The 15496-nt window shown below is 61.1% G+C and carries 14 protein-coding genes; 4 read left to right on the top strand and 10 right to left on the bottom strand.

Translation table 11 applies throughout. The annotated features are described in order from the left end of the window. Positions 1 to 72: 72 nt before the first annotated feature. Positions 73 to 1032, bottom strand: a complete 960-nt coding sequence (locus J3R75_RS10140) for an NAD(P)H-quinone oxidoreductase (RefSeq protein WP_307261410.1) — start codon at positions 1030 to 1032, stop codon at positions 73 to 75. 1 nt (position 1033) lies between these two features. After that, complete coding sequence (locus J3R75_RS10135; protein ID WP_307261409.1) at positions 1034 to 2053, bottom strand: Gfo/Idh/MocA family protein; 1020 nt, start codon at positions 2051 to 2053, stop codon at positions 1034 to 1036. A 747-nt stretch (positions 2054 to 2800) separates the two neighbouring features. On the opposite strand from J3R75_RS10135, the gene J3R75_RS10130 reads away from it, so the two are divergent. Then, on the top strand, positions 2801 to 3985 hold the full coding sequence (locus J3R75_RS10130; protein WP_307261408.1) for a sialidase family protein: 1185 nt from the start codon (positions 2801 to 2803) through the stop codon (positions 3983 to 3985). Positions 3986 to 4019: 34 nt separating this feature from the next. Here J3R75_RS10130 and J3R75_RS10125 read toward each other — a convergent pair whose 3' ends face one another. From J3R75_RS10125 to argB, 7 genes are all read right to left on the bottom strand, one after another. Further along, positions 4020 to 4676 carry an HAD family hydrolase gene (locus tag J3R75_RS10125; RefSeq protein ID WP_307261407.1) on the bottom strand — a complete coding sequence of 219 codons (657 nt, stop codon included), beginning with the start codon at positions 4674 to 4676 and terminating at the stop codon, positions 4020 to 4022. Positions 4677 to 5432: 756 nt separating this feature from the next. Further along, complete coding sequence (locus J3R75_RS10120) at positions 5433 to 7040, bottom strand: glycosyltransferase family protein (protein ID WP_307261406.1); 1608 nt, start codon at positions 7038 to 7040, stop codon at positions 5433 to 5435. Between the two features lie 49 nt (positions 7041 to 7089). After that, positions 7090 to 7656 (bottom strand): GTP cyclohydrolase I FolE, encoded by a 567-nt coding sequence (gene folE / locus J3R75_RS10115; protein ID WP_307261405.1) that lies wholly within the window; start codon positions 7654 to 7656, stop codon positions 7090 to 7092. Positions 7657 to 7697: 41 nt separating this feature from the next. Next, complete coding sequence (locus tag J3R75_RS10110) at positions 7698 to 8342, bottom strand: class II aldolase/adducin family protein (protein ID WP_307261404.1); 645 nt, start codon at positions 8340 to 8342, stop codon at positions 7698 to 7700. Positions 8343 to 8382: 40 nt separating this feature from the next. Continuing rightward, on the bottom strand, positions 8383 to 9474 hold the full coding sequence (locus J3R75_RS10105) for an aspartate/ornithine carbamoyltransferase family protein (RefSeq protein WP_307261403.1): 1092 nt from the start codon (positions 9472 to 9474) through the stop codon (positions 8383 to 8385). Positions 9475 to 9548: 74 nt separating this feature from the next. Beyond that, complete coding sequence (gene argF / locus J3R75_RS10100) at positions 9549 to 10544, bottom strand: ornithine carbamoyltransferase (RefSeq protein WP_370882393.1); 996 nt, start codon at positions 10542 to 10544, stop codon at positions 9549 to 9551. A 39-nt stretch (positions 10545 to 10583) separates the two neighbouring features. Then, positions 10584 to 11456: an acetylglutamate kinase gene (gene argB / locus J3R75_RS10095; protein WP_307261401.1), complete on the bottom strand. Its 873-nt coding sequence runs from the start codon at positions 11454 to 11456 to the stop codon at positions 10584 to 10586. 885 nt (positions 11457 to 12341) lie between these two features. Between argB and J3R75_RS10090 the strand changes: the two genes are divergently transcribed. The 3 genes from J3R75_RS10090 (at position 12342) to lpxD (ending at position 14709) form a co-directional block, all read left to right on the top strand. After that, the gene (locus tag J3R75_RS10090; protein WP_307261400.1) at positions 12342 to 12857 is read left to right on the top strand and encodes an STAS domain-containing protein; all 516 of its coding nucleotides are present in this window, start codon (positions 12342 to 12344) and stop codon (positions 12855 to 12857) included. A gap of 2 nt (positions 12858 to 12859) precedes the next feature. Next, positions 12860 to 13555 (top strand): OmpH/Skp family outer membrane protein, encoded by a 696-nt coding sequence (locus tag J3R75_RS10085; protein WP_307261399.1) that lies wholly within the window; start codon positions 12860 to 12862, stop codon positions 13553 to 13555. Between the two features lie 89 nt (positions 13556 to 13644). Continuing rightward, the gene (lpxD, locus tag J3R75_RS10080) at positions 13645 to 14709 is read left to right on the top strand and encodes a UDP-3-O-(3-hydroxymyristoyl)glucosamine N-acyltransferase (protein WP_307261398.1); all 1065 of its coding nucleotides are present in this window, start codon (positions 13645 to 13647) and stop codon (positions 14707 to 14709) included. Positions 14710 to 14823: 114 nt separating this feature from the next. On the opposite strand, the gene J3R75_RS10075 is transcribed toward lpxD, so the two are convergent. Then, positions 14824 to 15183 (bottom strand): hypothetical protein, encoded by a 360-nt coding sequence (locus J3R75_RS10075; protein ID WP_307261397.1) that lies wholly within the window; start codon positions 15181 to 15183, stop codon positions 14824 to 14826. Positions 15184 to 15496 lie beyond the last annotated feature (313 nt).

Below are 15496 nucleotides of genomic sequence, written 5' to 3'. Positions count from 1 at the left end.
CAGGCTAAAGCCTGGGGTTAAGCATGGTTTAGCGCCTACGGCGCAACAACGGATCCAGAACCAATGATCGCGTCATTCTTTGACGACGAGCACGACCTTGCCGAGGTTCTCCTGCTTCTCTAGGATAGCGTGAGCTTTTTCAGCCTGGGTGATGGGCAGGGTCTGGTGGATGACGACCTTGATCTTTCCCGAGGTAAAGCCCGACCACACCTGATCGCGCAGGCTGTCCAATATCTGCGCCTTCATTTCGGAGCTACGGCTGCGCAGGGTGCTGCCGATCAGATACACGCCGCGGCGGAAGAAATCGCGGATGTCAATCTCGCACATCGCGCCGCCGAGGGTGGAGATGATGATCCAACGACCGCCGCGGGCCATGGTGGCCAGACAGGCGCCCAGGTGCGGGCCTGCCACGCTGTCCATCGCCACGTCCACCGGATGCTGTGCCAGCACGGCAGCGATGTCCTCTTTCTTGCGATTGATGACGACATCCGCGCCGAGCGTGCGCACGAAAGCCGCCTTATCGTCGCTGCCGACAGTCGTGACGACCTTGCCGCCCATGTACTTGGCCAGCTGCACGGCGGCCATGCCCAGGCCGCTAGCGCCGCCTTGGATGAAGACGGTATCGCCCTTCTTCATGCGACCCTCAAGGATCAGATTGAGGAACGACGTCGCAAAGGCCTCCGGGATTGCCGCGGCCTCGACCATGCTGATGCCTTCCGGAATGGGCAGGGCCATGTCCGCCGGCACCGCCACGCGTTCGGCGTAGCCGCCGCCGCCCAAGAGTGCGCAGACCCGGTCGCCAACGCGCCACTTGCAGCCCGCCGGCACCCACGAGACCACGCCTGATACTTCCAGCCCCATCCAATCCGGCCAGCCGGGAGGCGGCGGGTAATTGCCCGCGCGCTGCATCAGGTCAGCGCGGTTCAGAGCCGCGGCGTGGATATCGATGATGATCTCGCCGTCGCGTGGCGTCGGCTCGGGCACTTCGCTCCACACGAGGCTCTTGTCTTCTTTAACCAGTATTGCGCGCATGTCATTTCTCCCATTGGGTGTAGCCGGAGGCAGCCAGGAGAATCTCCTGGACCAGGCAGTCGTGATCGTAAATGTCGGGATTGGGCAATTCGCCCTTGATGATCTTCGCCAGCTCCGTAAGCTGATCAATGTAGCGGTCGGTCTTGATGCCGAAGTCAACAATCTGCTCGCCGGCGGGATAGTCCGCATTGGCTTCCTTCAGGTGCAATTCCATCGTCAGCGGCTTGCCATCAAAACGCTCCACCGGGCAGAGGTCCGCCGTGCCCTTCGTGCCGCAGATTTTCAAACGCCGGCAATTCAAGCCGTTGACTTCCTTGCTGCAGGCCCGCAACGTCACCGTCGCCTCGGGGTAGTCCAGAATCGACAGGGCGTTGTTGACAATGCCCGGGCGAGTCCCAGGCGCATTCTTGAGAAACGACGTCACGCCCGTCGGCCGACCAAGGATGTCCACCACGAAATCAATGAAATGGCAGCAGAGATTAAACATGATGCCACCGCGGTAATTGCCCAGGTACTCCTGGTAGTCATCGCCCCCGTAATTGTGGCTCATGCTGGTCTGGATTTCATAGATGTCACCCAACCAGCCATTGCGCGCGGCCTTGATGCACCACTGCATCGCCGGGTTGCCACGGAACATGTAGCCCATTTGGAAAGGCAACTGCTTCGCTTTGCAGCCCGCAACCAGCTTGCCGAACAGCGCGAGGTCCTCACCGCCGGGCTTGTCCATATGCATGGCCAGACCGCGTTCCATGCAGCGCATGGCCACCGGCACCAAATCCGTGTTCGGTACCTCCACCAGTACGGCCTGCAAGCCCGGATAATTCAGCAGCTCGTCCTCGCTCAGCCAGCGCAGGCCCTCATAGGGCTTCAGATTGGAACCGGCGTATTTCGCCGCCGTCGTCGAACGGTCATCGACCACGCCAACGACCTCAAAAATGTCCGGCAACTTCCGTACGGAGTCAATCTTGCCCGATGCGTGCTCATGACATATGCCAATCTGCCCGATCTTGATCTTGCTCATGTCCGCTTGCTCCTATGAAAAAAACACGTCCTCCCGGTACGTTGCGATTTATGAAGATAACCGCCGGAACCCAATCGGCAAGCCAATGCGGCGCATGCGCACGGGGAAAACGTAAGCGGTCACCCATTGATAATGGCGGCCAAACATGCCGCCGATGTCAATCCCAGATAAGCAAGTGAGTTCCATTGCCCCTTTTGCCCCAGTCAGCTTCGCCGACTGGGGCAAAAGGGGCCGAGGAACACGAACATGGTCGCCGTTGTACCCAGGGCGGCGCACGCTTTCAGCGTGCTTGCCCTGGGCTGGTATGTTTCGCGCTTTCAGCGCTTCTGCCGCTTCGCGGCCAGGGAAACAGGCACGTTTGACTCAGCCAGAAGCTCTATGGTTCAATTCTCAATGGGTGACCGATTACAGGAAAACGGTGGCGCACAACGCCATGGAGGAGGGATTTTTGCCAGGACAGATCTTCCGACGGATCATCGGACTGATCGGACTGATCGGACTGATCGGACTGATCGGATGACCTGATCCGTCGGATCCGTCGGATCGGTCCGATCCGTCCGCGAAAAAAGACAACACGCAAATGCCGCCGGGACGGCGGCGCTCCCAGGATGATTGCCGCCGGGACGGCGGCGCTCCCAGGAGAAACTTGCGCTACATTTATGCCGTCGCTGACCGCGTCCCCGCGGAGAGTGCGGTCAGCAGTCACTCATTCCATTCACCCCTCCGCAACAGAAGGACTCACGCAGCATGACCGCAGCAGCAGCATTTCCCGGCGTCATTATCACGCAGCCCGGCCCGCAGTATTCGGCGGCATATCGCCAATGGCAGGGCTGCCCCAGCATCTGCCGCACGCCCAAGGGCCGGTTCTTTGGCGGTTGGTATTCGGGTGGTTCGCGTGAGCCATCGTACTGGAACTACAACATCCTCGCCCGCAGCGACGACGGCGGCATCAACTGGCAGGATCCCGTGCTGGTCATCGCCACCGTACCGGCGACCCGCAAACAGCTGCTGGACATCGAGCTCTGGCTTGATCCCCTGCAGCGCCTGTGGTGTTTCTGGGTGCAGCGCGATTATTCGTGCGGCGGCATCAAGGACGCCGCCCACGTCAGCACCTGGGCCATTCGTTGCGACGATCCCGACGCCGCCGACCTGCACTGGTCAGCGCCCTTCCTGGCCTTCACCGGCTTCCTGCGTTGCCAGCCAACCGTACTCAACGACGGCCGCTGGCTCGCCTGCGCCTACGACTGGACCTGCGACCGCTATTGCTACTCCGAATCCAGCGACCAGGGCCGGACTTGGCTCCGTCGCCAAGGTGGCAAAAAGCTCGACGCCTTCTTCGACGAAACGCAGATACTGGAACGCCGCGACGGCTCGCTGCTCATGTTCGCCCGCACCTGCAAAACCGGCTGCATCGCCCAGTCGCTCTCGACCGACGGCGGCGCCACCTGGACCGACGGCGCGCCCACCGACATCCCCAACCCGTCCACCCGCTTCTTCCTCAGACGGCTACAGTCCGGCCGCGTCCTCTTGATCAACAATCTCGATGCCAAACAGCGCGTCGCCATGACGGCGATGCTCTCGGAAGACGACGGCCGCAGCTGGCCCTACCAGCTCACCCTGGAAAACAGCACTGGATCGTCCTATCCCGACGCCGTGCAGGCGCCCGATGGCGGCATCCATATCATCTATGATCGCGGTGGCCGCAATGCCCGCAAGGAAATCGTCACTTGCCGCATTTGCGAAGACGACATCATCGCCGGAAAAATCACCGCGCTGGATTCATTCATCGGCAATATCGCCAGCAAGGCGCCACAACAGACCCTCGCCGCCCCGACCGACCGCGACCGCATCCGCGATTTCGACGACCGCTGGCTCAAAAACCAGTTCGGCGACATCGCCGGTGCTGATGCCATCGCTCAGCTGCGGTTCTGAGCCGGTGCGCCACGGCGCGCTTTGACGCGCCTAGTCAGTCGCGCCGGTCGGCCTCGCGCAGGACCATGGGCAACTGAGCAAAATGCTGGATGACTGCGTCCGCGCGCTGGTCGTCCTGCTGACCGAAGCCGTAGGCGCAAAAGCAGGCGCGGAGGCCGGCGGCGCTGGCGGCGCCGAGGTCTGTACGGTGGTCGCCGACCATCCACGAGCCTTCAACGCCCGCCCCGGCCAGTTCCAGCGCCATCAGCAGCGGCTCCGGCCGCGGCTTGAGCTGTGCGCAGCGACCGCCGCCAACCACGACGGCGAGCACAGCGGCGATGCCCAGCTTTTCGCAAACCGCGCAGGCAGCTGCCTGCGGCTTGTTAGTCACGACACCCAGGCGCCAGTCCCGCGCCAGCAATGGCAGCGTTTCGGCCACGCCGGGATACAGGCACGTCTCGTCAAGCAGATGGTCGTGGTAGTGGCGCGCCATACGCTGCACGGCCACGTCCATCGACCAGCCGGCCGCGGCGTCCTGCAAAGCCCGCTCCAGCAACTTGTGCACCCCATCACCGACAAAGCTGGTCATCGTCGCCAGCGGCAGCGCCGGCAAGCCGTAGTCGGCGCGGACCAGGTTCACCGCCGTCGTCAAATCCGCCCGTGAGTCCACCAGCGTGCCGTCGAGATCAAACAGTATCATTCTGCTGTTCATGAAAAACATGTCTTTCTGCTAAAAGGCTGTGCGACAATTACATTTAGTTAATGTGCGAAATCTTGTGATGAACACATGTATTTGCGCCAATGCGACCTAATCTCTTCTTTTGCGAAAGAATTTTTTACAATAGACTCCTTGTTAGGTAGTTATGCATGAATTTGCCCCGTAGGGGCACGACCATGCTTAACCCCAGGCTTCAGCCTGGGGTAAGGTGTCCTATCGAACAGTGCCTCGTAGAGGCACTACAGCACCGAAGTCTTGGTTGAAAATGGTCTGTAATCGTGTTCAGAATGTGTTTGTCAGGCATCCAGTTGTGCCCCTACGGGGCACGATTGACTGGAGAGCATTTTCCCCAGGCTAAAGCCTGGGGTTAAGCATAGTTAAGCGCCTACGGCGCATGTCAAGTATCTCTTTCTATCACAAGATTTCGCACATTACCTACATTTACAACTATATCCAGGCCCACTGAAAGCATGGAACAGTATCCATGCACCTGAAGGGGTGCGACATAGCAAGCAAAAAAAGTGAGTTCCATTGCCCCATTGGCCCCAGTCAGCTTCGCCGACTGGGGCCAATGGGGCCGAGGAACACGAACATAGAAGGCGCCTAACCCAGGGCGGCGCACGCTTTCAGCGTGCTTGCCCTGGGCTGGTATGCGTCGCGCTTTCAGCGCTTCGGCCGCTTCGCGGCCAGGGAAATGTTGTTCGGACGATCCGTCCACCAGCCTATCGCAACGCCCCTCCCCCCACCGGGCTAGACCATATTGCGTTGTGGCGCCTTGCGGCGAACGGGCTTGGGCATTGACGGCTGCAGGAGCACATAGAGCGCTCGGTCGCCATGGCGGGCGACGAGCTCCATAGGCAGCGCCGGGTCGGCGCCGGCGCGTCGGAAGAGATCAGCGGCGGCTTGCTGGTTATGGGCCACGGCCCACAACCGTCGGCCGGGCTGGCCGGCGATGGCCTGTCGCCACAACTCGGGCGTAATGTGGTTCCATGACTGCACCTGCCGACCGTCATTGCCGAGAATCGCCCAATAGAAACGAAAGGTCGGCCCGTCATACTCATTGACGAGCACCATGCTACCACCCTGCCACTCTTCGTCCTGCATGATCTGCACCAGCCCGCGCAGCTGATTGGCGCCGCGGTAGTACTGCTGCAGGAGATTCTGCGGGTACTCGCCGCGTTGCCGCTGGCTGCTGGTCAGCGCCTCGGCACCGCGCTCCCACAGAAAGCCGTTGCCCAGCACCAGCAGGGCCAACACCGCAAAATCCAGACGCCGACACCACGGCCACACCCGCGCCGCCAGCAAGACCGCGAAGGTCCACAAGGGCACAAAGCCCAGGAAGACCCGCGGAAATGGCGCCCGCCCCGGCCCCGTCACAATCAGCAGCACCAGCACTGGCACGACGCAGCAAAAGAACAACCAGCTGCTGATAAAGGACGCGTCGTCGTCGCCATCATCCGCCGGCAGCTCTTCCGGTGGCTCTTTTTCCGCATTCTTCGCCAGCCACCAGCGTCTGACTCGCGTCCAGGCCACCGGCAAGATCGCCAGCGCCAGGACGCCGCCGTGCGCCAGCAAGGCCAGCAACAACTGGCCCGCAACCAACCAGCTGGACTCCCAGCCGCCGGCTTCCCGCGACGCCGCCACAAAGGCCGGCCACAGCGTAAAATAATAACCGCCGCCCAGGCACACACTCAGGGCAAAAGGCACGACCCGCCAGGCGCTGCGACGCCAGCTGGCGCCACGCCAATGCAGAGCCCCCAGCAAAAACAACGCCAGCGCGCCCAGCACCAACACGTTGCTCGGGATGGCCAGCGGCAACAGCAGCCCGCAGGCGCAGAGCAGCCACTGTGACCAGCGCGCGGGCTTGTCCCGCGTCAGCTCCATCGCCGCCGATACGGCCGCCGTCGCCAAAAGCATGCTCAGCGAGTACCCCCGCAGCTGATAGGCGAAGCCCGTGAAAACCACGCTGATTGCCAGCATCAGCCCGCCTGCATTGGCCAGCGCGCCGCCCAGCCAGCGCCGCCAATGACAGACCACCAGCGCAATGCTCAAAGCGCCGCAGGCGATCGACGGCATCCGCAACAGGTGCTCTGCCGACAAATTGAAGTGCAGGAAGCGCAGCCACCACCAGTACAACCCCGAACACAGCATGTGGTTGTTCGCCATCGGATACACGCGGAAAACCCGCCAGAACGACGCGTCATCGTCGCCAAGCACAAAATGCGTCAGCGTCAGCACTTCGTCATACCACAACTCGCCCATGGCCCAGGACATCACCCGGACGAGATAGACCGCCAGCACGATCACCAGCCACGACCAGCGACCAGGCACCGTCGTCGTTTTTTTCTCTTGCAGCATGCGTCCCCTTTGCCGCGCGTCATCCGTCGGCGCCGCCGTGGCGGCGCCGTCAGTTCTGCCGCTGGATCAGCTGCAGAAACTCGTTGCGCGTGGCTTCTGAATTGTGAAAACTGCCGAGCATCGCCGATGTCACCATGCAGGAATTCTGCTTTTCGACCCCGCGCATCATCATGCACAAATGGTGGCATTCCATCACCACGCCGACACCTTCGGCATTGATGTGGCCCTTGATGAAACGGGCGATCTGCTGCGTCAGGCGTTCCTGCAGCTGCAGGCGGCTCGCGTAACAGTCCACCAGCCGCGCCAGCTTGCTCACGCCAAACACCTGCCCCTGCGGGATGTAGCCGATATGACAGCGGCCGAAAAACGGCAGCAGGTGATGCTCGCACAGACTGTACACCTCTATGTCCCGCACAATCACCATGTGATTGCAGTCTTCATGAAAAATCGCGTCGCCCATCGCGTCTTCGGGCCGCTGCCGGTAGCCGCGCAGCAAAAACTCATAGCTCTTGGCGACCCGCTCAGGCGTCTTTACCAACCCTTCGCGATCGGGATCCTCGCCAACGTTGAGCAGCAGCTGCCGTATCAGCGCTTCCGTAGTCTTGTCGTCCGCCATGTCGTGTCCAGCTTTCTTGTTGTTCGTGCCCTGCCGGAGACTCACGACTGTGCGCGACCGACAAAATGATCCAATTCCCGAATCTTCGTCGCATCCAGCGGGCTCACGCCGCCCAGCTGCCGCACGATCAGCGTATGTCGCGCGGCGACTTCCAGCAGCTCCAGGCGATCAAAGGCCGCCAGCAGCGTGTCGCCGACGGCCAGCACGCCATGGTTTTCCAGCAGCAGACAGACGCTATCGCCCATGCCTGCGGCCGCCCGCGTGGCCAGGTCGTCCGTGCCCATCAGCGCGTAAGGTATGAATGCCGGTCGCCCCAGCAGCGCGTAGGCCTCCGCTGTCAGCGTCGTGTCCAGCTCCACGCCGCGGACAGCGCAGAAGGCGCTGGCCGTCACCGGATGGGCGTGGACGATCGCTTGCACGTCCGGCCGCCGCCGGTATAGCGCCAGGTGCATGCCGGTTTCAATGCTCAGCCCGAGCTCGGGTGTGAGGTTGCCGCCGCCACCCAGCGCGACCACGCCCACGCCGGAAGCCGCCAGCTCGGCCTTGTCCAGCTTCGACGCCGTGATCGCCACGCAGCCATCGCCCACCCGACAGGATATGTTCCCGCCGGACGTGGTCGTCAGGCCCTGTCGATAGAGCCGCCGCATGAAATAGGCGACCTGTTCCCGTTCCTCTGCATATATCATCGTCACTGTCTTTCCAGAACCAGGCCGCAGCCCGGCGCAATCACTTCAAGTTCATCATGTAGTAATGGGTGATTTCTTGCTCACGGCCAAAGATATTTGCGATCAGCGCGCAGCGGATCCACATGCCGTTGCGCATCTGCCGCCAATAGACCGCCCGGGGGTCATTATCGCAGGCCGGGTCCAGTTCCTGCCGCCGCGGCAGCGGGTGCAGGATCACGCCCGTGCGCTTGAGCACCAGCAGGTCCGCCGCCGTAAACGAGTAGTCCGCCCAGTTGTATTTGGGCTTCTCGCCATCCGGATTGTCCCACTCGCTCTGCACCCGCGTCATGTAGATCGCATCCGCATCCGGGATGGTCGCTTTGAAGTCGGTGGTGACATCGTAGTTCACACCGGCGGCATCAAGCTGGTCGAGGATGTCCTGACCAATCTGCAGCGCCTCCGGCGCCGCAAAGGTCTGGCGGATGTTCGGATAGTAGGTCAATAGCCGCGACAGCGAGCGCACCGTCCGCCCGCGCTTGAGATCGCCGCAGAAAACCACGTGCTTGTTCTCAAGACCGCCATTCTTCTCAAAGCTGCGCTGCAAAGTGTAGATGTCCAACAAGGCCTGCGTCGGATGCTGGTCCTTCCCCGAGCCGGCATTGATGATCGGCAAGGGCCGTTCGGTGTTGGACAACATCCACGCCATCTCTTCAACAAAGCCCTGCCAAGGCGTCCGCATGATGATCATGTCAAAATAGGACCCGAAAGTCCGCACCGAATCCGTCGGCGTCTCGCCCTTCATCTCACTGGAGATAGACGTGTCGCGCACTTCCGCCACCCGCATGCCGAGAATCTGGCAGGCGGCATAGAAGGACAGAAAAGTCCGGCTGCTCGGCTGGCTGAAATACAACATCGCGCGCTTGTGACAAAGCAGATCCGAAAGAAATTTCATGCCGTCGCGGCTCTTGGCGATGCGCCGTATGCGCGTGGCCAGGTCGCAAAGCAGATCAAGGCTGTCGCGCTCGAATTGCTGGGCAATCAGCGCGTGATAGGGCCGACCGCTGGACTGTACCAAGTAGGGCGCACGTTCGTCCGGACTGAGGGCGCTGAACAGTTCCCAGCTGATCTCATCAAGCCGCTTGCGTTTTAGCATCGCTGTCTCTCCAAATTTGGGTCATGGCTTATCATGGTCAACGCACCCCATCAGTCCGCAAAACCCACCCGCACTCAGGCAAGCGAGGACAGGATCATCGCCTTGATGGTATGCATACGATTTTCCGCTTCGTCAAAGACCTTCGAAAACGGCGCCTCGAACACATCGTCGGTCACTTCCAGCGCGCCCGTCGTCTTGCTCACATCTGTGCTGTTGTCGTGGAAGGCCGGCAGACAGTGCAGGAACATCACCCGGCCGGAGTCGAGGTTGCCCGTCGCACGCACGAGATCCATGTTCACCTGGAAGGGCCGCAACAGCTGCAGCCTTTCCTGGAATACGGCTTCCTCGCCCATGGACACCCACACGTCGGTGTACAGAATGTTCGCACCCCGCACGCCCGCCGCCGGATCGTGGCTGACGCTCACCGTCGAGCCATGCCGCGCCGCCGCCGCCTCGGCCATCGCCAGCACTGCCGGGTCAGGCGACAACTCCGGCGGGCAAACGTCCACCACGTCAATGCCGGCCTTGGCACAGCCGATCATCAACGAGTTGCAGACGTTGTTCCGCCCGTCGCCCACAAAGGCCAGTTTCAGGCCCTTGAGGATCCCGAAATGCTCCTTGATCGTCTGCAAATCCGCCAGGATCTGGGTGGGGTGCCACTCGTCCGTCAGGCCATTCCACACCGGCACGCCAGCATTCTCCGCCAGCTCTTCGACGATACTGTGAGCAAAGCCTCGGAACAAAATGCCGTCAAAGAGCCGGCCCAGCACCCGGGCGCTATCCTTCACCGACTCCTTCTTGCCAAAATGAATGTCGCTCTGACCCAGATACTCGGCATTGCCGCCCTCGTCCCGCACGGCGACCACCGTCGCACAACGCGTCCGGGTCGATGATTTCTGAAAGACCAGGCAGATATTGCGCCCTTTGAGCAGGGGATTCTGCAGGTGTTCGCCGGCCCGTTTCCGCGCTTTTAGCGCAATGGCGAAATCCACCAGACCGAGCATCTGCTCGTCACTGATATCGGCCAGCCGCAGCAGCGACTTGTTCCGTAAACCTAACGCCGGTACTATGTTCATAATTCTCACTCCTATCGCAATCGTTCTGTCGTCTCATGGTATGATCTGCGTGCCAATGCCCTGGTCGGTGAACAGCTCCAGCAACAGCGAATGTCGCACCCGACCGTCAATCATGTGGACTTTGCCCACGCCCGCCTGCAGGGCATCGGCGGCGCTCTGCAGCTTCGGCAGCATCCCGCCGGAAATGACGCCGTCCCGCGACAGCTGGTCAATCTCGCCCATGCGAATCGTCGATATCAGGCTATCCTCGTCAGCCGGGTCACGCAACACCCCCGGCACGTCGCTCAGAAATACCAGCTTGCGCACCTTCAGCATCGCCGCAATCACACAGGCGGCCATGTCCGCATTGATATTATACACCTGGCCATTCATATCGCAGGCCAGCGGCGTTATCACCGGCACTTCGCCCCGAGACATGATCCAGTTCAACTGCGGCGTGTCCACATTCACGACCCGGCCGACAAAGCCCAGGTCGATCGCCGCGCCAGTCGCCTTGTCCACCGTCGTCGTCCGCTCACAACGCAGGACGTTCTTGCCGGACACCGCCGCCGCCACCGCGCCACTCTCGCGGAGCATGCGCAGCAGATCGGCATTGACCACCTGGTGCAACACCTGATCCACGACCTTGATGGTCTTCTCGCAGGTGTAACGCAGGCCGTTGATAAACTGCGTCGGCACGCCCTGAGCCTTCAACTCGGCACTGATGGCCTTGCCGCCGCCATGGACAATCACCGGCCGCATCCCCGCCGAAGCCATGAAGGCGACATCGCGCAATACCCCGCGCGTAACCTCGGGGTCCTCCATGGCACTACCGCCGAACTTCACCAGCACGACACTGCCATGAAAGTCTTGAATATACGGCAGGGCCTCCAACAATACGTCGGCTTTCGCTATCAATTCTTTCATCTGCGCTGTCACCTTCTCTTTGCCAAGCACCAGACTTATCTCAAAAAAGAGTTTAATTTAAATCCTCAACTGAAATCTTCACGCCGGCAGCCGCGCGATCGCCCCGAATTGCCCAGCACAGCCAGGGGCGCGCGTAATCGGTCAGTCATTGATAATAGCCAGGACCATGGTGACGCTTGGGACCGGTGGGACTAATTGGCGACTGTGCGCTGGGGCGAGGACTCACGGACTCATGAGGCATGATCCCATGGATTGGACTGTGGGGACGAATTGGACCGTGGGGATTGACTCCCGACGCCTTGGACTGATTGGGGACTGATTCGACTCCTGGGAGCGCCGCCGTCCCGGCGGCATTTGAGCGCTGAAAGCGCGAAGCATACCAGCCCAGGGCAAGCGACGCCGAAGGCGGAGCGCCGCCCTGGGTAGAGCGCCATTTTTGCTCGTGTTCCTCGGCCTCTTTGACCCCAGTCGGCGAAGCTGACTGGGATCAAAGAGGCAATGGAACTCATTGATTGCTGCGGCAATTTTGCGCTGCGACCCATCGTCGCAGGTCATTTAGGTCGCCCTTACAGGGCTCATTTCAGGTGGGGCCTTTACCCGGGGCGACGCGCCCTGCGGGCGCTTGCCCTAGGCTATCTTAGGCCGCGCCTTCGGCGCTGAAAACAAAAGACTACAGGAAAGGCCATTATCCATGGCTGACCGATTACGGCAGAGCGTTTTCGCCCCCCTCCAGACCGTGAAAAATACGATAGCCAGCCTATATTATTCGTTTTCACTGGGGATGCCCCCGCCACTGGCGGGCAACATGAGGACAAACTCACCCTGCCCACCAACGCCATTCGTGCCCGTCAGCTGTTCACAGCTCAAAACAATCAGGTGAAGCACATGGATAACGCACAACTGCTGGTGGCTGAACAGGGCCCGCTGATCCTCTTCCAACTCCACGGCCGCGGCACCCTCAAGCTCTGTCAGGAATTTTCGCTCTACTGCGACGACATGCTGGCCAGGGACGACATCAAGAGCGTCATGCTTGACTTGGCCAACTGCACCAGCATGGACAGCACCTTCATGGGCATCATGGTCAAAATCGGCATCCGCGCCAAAGGCCGCCTGGCACTGCTCGTGGTCAACGCCGATGACAGCCACCACGAACTCCTCGACGGCGTCGGCGTCTCCCGCGTGTGGAAATATGTCGACGCGCCAGTACCCAATCCTTCCTGGGCCACTCTCGCCGCCGCCACCGCTGGCGCAGTCAAGAACATGGCCGCCAAAAGCCAGATCATCCTCGAAGCCCATCAAGCACTCATGGCCATCGATCCCGCTAATATACCAAAATTCCAAAATGTGGTCGATATGATCGCAAACGAGACCAACAGCAACCCATCATCACGGAGTAATTGATCATGCACAAGCGCAATGCTTTCAGTCTGTCCTTGGCCCTTTGTGCCGCGGCCCTCTTCATGGCCATCACCGCCACCGCCCAGGATAAAACGGCCTACGTCAACATGGAAAAAATCTTCGAGGAGTACTACAAAACCGTCAACGCCAATATCGCCTTCGAACAACAGAAACAAGACTTCGAAGAACGCGTCACGATGCTCCGCGGCGAACTCGAAGCACTCGCCAAGGAAACCCAGAAATTCGAGGAAGACAGCCAGAACGAACTACTCAGCATGGCCGTCCGCGAAGACTCCCGCCGCAAATTCCAGCTGCGCCTCGAACGCTTCCGCGGCAAAAACGAGGAATTCGAACGCTTCCGCCAGGAAAACATGCAGAAGCTCCAGCGCATCCGCGGCACCAAGGAGGAAGAACTCGTCGAAGAACTCCTCACTATGGTCCGCAAATTCGCCGAAGTACGCGGTTACAGCCACGTCTACGAAGTGTCCGGCCGCACCCTCAACCGCGTGCCAGTGCTGTTGGTCTACCCCAAAGACCAGGACGTAACCGACGTCGTCGTCAATATCGCCAACGCCGGCCACGAAGAAGAACTCGCTGACGCCAAGGCCCGCTACGAAGCCCTGCGCAACCGCAATAAGCCCGCCGAAAGCGCCGGCGACACCGCGCCGCCGGCAGCCGACGCCGCCCCGAAAGCCGAATAAGCAAGCGCCACCAGCGCAGCGCAGTGCGTTGCGTTGCGTTCTTTGCGTTGCCCGCCGGCAAGCGCCGGCGGCCACTCAGGAGTCAAGCCATGTACGTTGAGAAAACATGCGAGGAGATCGCCGCCCTGGTCCACGGCCGCCTCTGCGGCAGCTGCCCGCAGGGCCTCAGCGGTGTCGCCTCCCTCAAGGAGGCCATGCCCAGCGACGTTGCCTTCCTCGGCAATGACAAATACCGCGAGCAGGTCCTGCCCTCACGGGCCGGTGTCGTGCTGGTGCCGGAAAATTACGACGTGCCACCGCCGGCCGGCCGGGCCTGGATCACCTGTGCGGACCCATCGCAGGCCTTCAGCACGCTGGTCACCCTCTTTACACCGCCACCAGTCAGCTATGCGCCAGGCATCCACCCCAGCGCCGTCGTCGCGGCCGACGCCGTCGTCGCGGCCAGCGCCCATGTCGGCCCCTGCGCCGTCATCGGCGCCAAAGCGCAGATCGGTGAGCACTGCGTCATTGGCGCCGGCTGCGTCATCGGCCAGGAAACCTGCATCGGTGAACAGACCTTCCTCTATGCCAACGTGGTCATCCGCGAACGCTGCAGCATCGGCAAACGCGTTATCCTACACCCCGGCGTAGTCATCGGTGCCGACGGCTTTGGCTACAACTCGACCCAGCAGGGCCACGAGAAGGTTCCCCAGGTCGGCATCGTGCAAATCGACGACGATGTCGAAATCGGCGCCAACAGCTGCATCGACCGGGCGCGCTTCGGCCGCACCTGGATCCAACAGGGCACGAAGATCGACAATCTCGTCCAGATCGGCCACAATGTCCAGGTCGGCGCGGGCTGCCTCATCGTCGCCCAGGTCGGCATCTCCGGCAGCAGCACCCTCGGCCGCGGCGTTATCCTCGCCGGACAGGCCGGCATGGCCGGTCACCTCACGCTTGGCGATGGCGCCATCGTCATGGCCCAGGCCGGCGTCTCCAAAGACCTCGCCCCAGGCGCTGTGGTCTTCGGCACTCCAGCCATGGACCGCCGCGAATTCGCCAAGCAAAATATGTACATCGGCCGACTCGACAAGACCGCCGCCAGCATCAAGGAACTGACTCGCGAACTCGGCGAGCTCAAAGCCAAACTGGCCGCACTCGAAGAGAAAAAATAGCTGCCGTCGCAGCGCCACCAATGGCGCTATTTCAGGCTGAGCGGGGATGACAAAAGACCAACGCGCCAAAGCTGCAAGGCGTGCTTCTGTGCTCCCCCAAAAAGCGCACGGCTCTCACGCAGACACGCGCAACGCCGTGCGCCGCTGCCGCAGCCGCGACCAGGCCAGATACTTGCGCCGGAAATCGTGCACGAGCATTCGCTTGGCCTGCCGACCAAGCAACACCGTCCCCGCACCAAGCATTGCCCACGAAAAGCCGTAACAAAGGGTGCCGCCATACAACCAGCGGACATCCTTGCGCGCACCCGCAATCAGGCTCGAAACCAATAGGCCGATATACCCAAACGGACAGTTGATCGCCACCAGCCAAAAACCTATCTTGAAACGTAGATTCTCGGCATGCCGCAACGCGCTCTGGTGAAACTTGAGCAGCAATGAACAAAATGTGATGGGCAATAAATGCTTGTGCTTCATGGTGCTCGACGCTACGCTACGGCCATCCCCCTATCCTTACAGCAACGCAAACTCTCAAGCTAATGGCGACACGCAAATTGTCAACTCCCAAAAACGAAATCAGCTCTAATCTGCGTAATCGGTCAGGCATTGATAACGGATGCACGGCATGCCTCTCGCTGACGCGTGGGACGCGGCGTGCCTCGCCAATGTGGCGCCCTCCGGGCGCAATTCTAACTTGCTGTCCTACCCCGGGTTGCGGCGCCCTCCGGGCGCCTCACCCGGGGTTATGCATGGTACGGCCCTCCGGGCCGAACTTGGCCGATCTGACGAC

Origin of the sequence: Oligosphaera ethanolica (assembly GCF_030814695.1) — a bacterium.
GTDB classification, from domain to species: domain Bacteria; phylum Verrucomicrobiota; class Lentisphaeria; order Oligosphaerales; family Oligosphaeraceae; genus Oligosphaera; species Oligosphaera ethanolica.
The sequence above is the reverse complement of the archived record's forward strand: the minus strand, read 5'-3'. Positions and strand labels throughout refer to the sequence as shown.